This is a genomic window from Nocardia arizonensis, assembly GCF_001310275.1.
GTDB classification, from domain to species: domain Bacteria; phylum Actinomycetota; class Actinomycetes; order Mycobacteriales; family Mycobacteriaceae; genus Nocardia; species Nocardia arizonensis.
Genome location: NZ_LGYZ01000038.1, coordinates 1 through 2,730, shown reverse-complemented (window position 1 = coordinate 2,730; position 2,730 = coordinate 1). Strand labels below are relative to the sequence as shown.

Genomic DNA, 2,730 nt, shown 5'->3' with positions numbered 1-2,730 from the left:
GGATCGGTACCGACGCGCGCGGAGGTCATTGTCCGGCGGTTTCCTTGATGTCGGCGAGTTCGGCGCGGGCTCGCGAGATCTGCGGGCTGGTCATGGGGATGAATCGGGCGGCCTCGACGATCTTGGCGTTGTTATCGATGTAGAACTCGGCGAACTTCTCCACCTGCGGCTTCTTCAGGGCGATGTCTGTGAGGTAGATGAACAGCGGCCGGGCCAGGGGTGTGTAGCTGCCGTCCTGGGCGGTGGGTACCGAGGGGGCTACGCAGCCTTTGCCGCTGTCGATCTGGACCGCGCGGAGTTTGTCGGTGTTGTCCTCGTAGTAGGAGTAGCCGAAGTAGCCCAGCGCTCCCTTGGCCGCGGCGACGCCGCCGACGGTGACGTTGTCGTCCCCGCTGGGGGTGTAGTCGGTGCGGCCCGCACCTTCGCGGCCGTTGATGACCTGGGTGAAGTAGTCGAAGGTGCCCGACTCGGTGTCGGCGCCGAACAGGGTCAACGGTTCGGCGGGGAAGGCGGGGTCGATCTCGTTCCAGGTCTTGACCGTCGAGGCGGGTTCCCACATCTTCTTGAGCTGGGCCACGGTCAGGCAGGTGGCCCAGGTGTTGTCCTTGTTGACGACCACGGTGATTGCGTCGTTGGCGACCTGCAACGCGCTGAACACGACGCCGTGCTGCCCGCACGCGGTGGACTCGGCACCGCTCATCGGGCGTGAGGCGTCGGCGATGTCGATCTGCCCGGCGCAGAATTTCTTGAACCCGCCGCCGGTGCCGGAGGTGGCGACGGTGACCTGCACGTCGGGGTGCGCGGCGGTGAACAGCTGTCCCGCCGCGGTCGAGAGCGGTTCGACCGTGCTCGACCCGTCGATCACCACAGGACCCGACAGGTTGGCCTGTGTGTCGGTGTCAGCGCCGCCGCAGGCGGTCAGGCTCACCGCGGTGAGCAGTCCTATCGCGAGAACACGCAGGCGTCGTGGCGGGCGCACAGTCATGTCGGATGCCTTCCTGGTCGGTCTTCGGGGCCGCGCCGTGTGGCTGGGCCGCCGGGGAATAGGAGTGGGAGGTCGAAACGCGCGCGTGGGTGCTAGGCATCGGCGGTGGGCCGAAGCGAGCGTCCCGCGCGACGGTGAGAACCCGCGAATACGGCTGGAGCGAACAAGGTTTCGTTCCGGCCGCCGGGTGGTCGCGGTGCTGGGGCGCACCTCGGTCCGTCGGTGCGAGCGGTGAGGATTCGGGTGAGGGGCCTCACCGCTTGACCCACGATATTGAATCAGCGATCATTGAGTCAATGAGTACTGAGGGATTATGGGCGGTGCAGCGGCGGGCGGAAGTGCACGCCGCGCTCGCCGATGTGACGCGGGTGCAGATCGTGGACATCCTGTCCACCGGCGACATGGCCTCTTCGGAGCTGTGCGCGCGGTTGGAGATATCGACGAATCTGCTGGCACACCATATGCAGGTCCTCGACCGTGCCGGGCTGGTGCGCCGGGACCGCTCCGAAGGTGATCGCCGCCGTAGCTATCTGCGCCTGGTGACCGATTTCGGCGCGAATCTGCTGCCGCGCAGCGTGATCCCCGCCGAGCGGGTGGTGTTCGTGTGCAGTCGCAACACCGCGCGTTCGCAGTTGGCGGTGGCCGCGTGGACACAGAGCAGTGCGGTCCCGGCGACCTCGGCGGGCACCCATCCCGCCGAACGGGTCCACCCCGGCGCGGTGGCCGCCGCGCGACGACACGGGATCGCTTTACAGGCCCAGCGCCCGCGCGCGGTCGACGGGCTGGTGCGACCGGGAGATCTGGTGATCGCGGTCTGCGACAACGCCCACGAGGAACTGCCCGCCGACCTGGAACGCCTGCACTGGTCGATCCCCGACCCGGTCCCCGAAGGCACCGACGCCGCGTTCGACCAGGCACTGGACCAGCTACGAGGACGCATCGACCGTATCGCGGTCACCGTCACCCCCGGCACGCAATCCCACGCCACCACCCCGACCACCTGAACAACCCGCTCATCTGCCGAAACCTGCTCTGCCCCCGAACCTCTGGAGACCGTGATGCCCGAAAGCCCCGTCGTCCACGCCACCTACGCGCGCGAGGATCTGTCCATCGATCAGCAGCTGGCGCTCAGGACCGCCGCGACCCGGTTGCAGACCGAATTCGCCGACACCTTCGGGGTCGAGACGATCGAGCGGTTCCTGCACTCCTCCTACGACCAGTTCGCCGGACGCGCCACGGTGGTGAACTACCTGCCGTTGCTGGCCGAGCGGTTCGCCCGCCAGAGGCTGCGCGCCCTGGCGCGAGTGGAGGGCAAGGTCGTCGACGGCAAACCCACGGTGCTGTTCCTGTGCACCCACAACGCCGGACGCTCCCAGATGGCCCTCGGATACTTCACCCACCTGGCCGCCGACCAGGCCGTGGCCTGGTCCGGCGGCTCCGAGCCCGGACGCGAGATCAACCCCGCCGCGGTCGAGGCGATGGCCGAGGTCGGCATCGACATCACCGGCGAATTCCCCAAACCGTGGACAGAGGAGATCGTGCAAGCCGCCGACGTCATCATCACGATGGGCTGCGGAGACGCCTGCCCGGTCTATCCCGGCCGCCGCTACGAGGAATGGGTCCTCGAGGACCCCGCAGGCCAGGACGTGGAATCGGTGCGCCCGATCCGCGACGAGATCGAGGAGCGGGTGCGACGCCTGCTCGGCGAACTCGACATCACCACGCTCGGCTGAGCCGCCCCGTGC

General features: G+C 68.1%; 3 protein-coding genes. 2 read left to right on the top strand and 1 reads right to left on the bottom strand.

All coding sequences use genetic code 11. The annotated features are described in order from the left end of the window. Positions 1-25: 25 nt before the first annotated feature. On the bottom strand, positions 26-985 hold the full coding sequence (locus tag APZ21_RS06120; RefSeq protein WP_054812245.1) for a PstS family phosphate ABC transporter substrate-binding protein: 960 nt from the start codon (positions 983-985) through the stop codon (positions 26-28). Between the two features lie 296 nt (positions 986-1,281). Between APZ21_RS06120 and APZ21_RS06115 the strand changes: the two genes are divergently transcribed. Together APZ21_RS06115 and APZ21_RS06110 are read left to right on the top strand one after the other, a co-directional pair. After that, positions 1,282-1,989: an arsenate reductase/protein-tyrosine-phosphatase family protein gene (locus APZ21_RS06115; RefSeq protein WP_054812244.1), complete on the top strand. Its 708-nt coding sequence runs from the start codon at positions 1,282-1,284 to the stop codon at positions 1,987-1,989. A 54-nt stretch (positions 1,990-2,043) separates the two neighbouring features. Beyond that, on the top strand, positions 2,044-2,718 hold the full coding sequence (locus APZ21_RS06110; RefSeq protein ID WP_054812246.1) for an arsenate reductase ArsC: 675 nt from the start codon (positions 2,044-2,046) through the stop codon (positions 2,716-2,718). Positions 2,719-2,730 lie beyond the last annotated feature (12 nt).

Excerpts from the sequence above, each read along its gene's own strand:
- APZ21_RS06120 (WP_054812245.1), bottom strand. The coding sequence starts at position 985 with ATGACTGTGCGCCCGCCACGACGCCTGCGTGTTCTCGCGATAGGACTG.
- APZ21_RS06115 (WP_054812244.1), top strand. The coding sequence starts at position 1,282 with ATGAGTACTGAGGGATTATGGGCGGTGCAGCGGCGGGCGGAAGTGCAC.
- APZ21_RS06110 (WP_054812246.1), top strand. The coding sequence starts at position 2,044 with ATGCCCGAAAGCCCCGTCGTCCACGCCACCTACGCGCGCGAGGATCTG.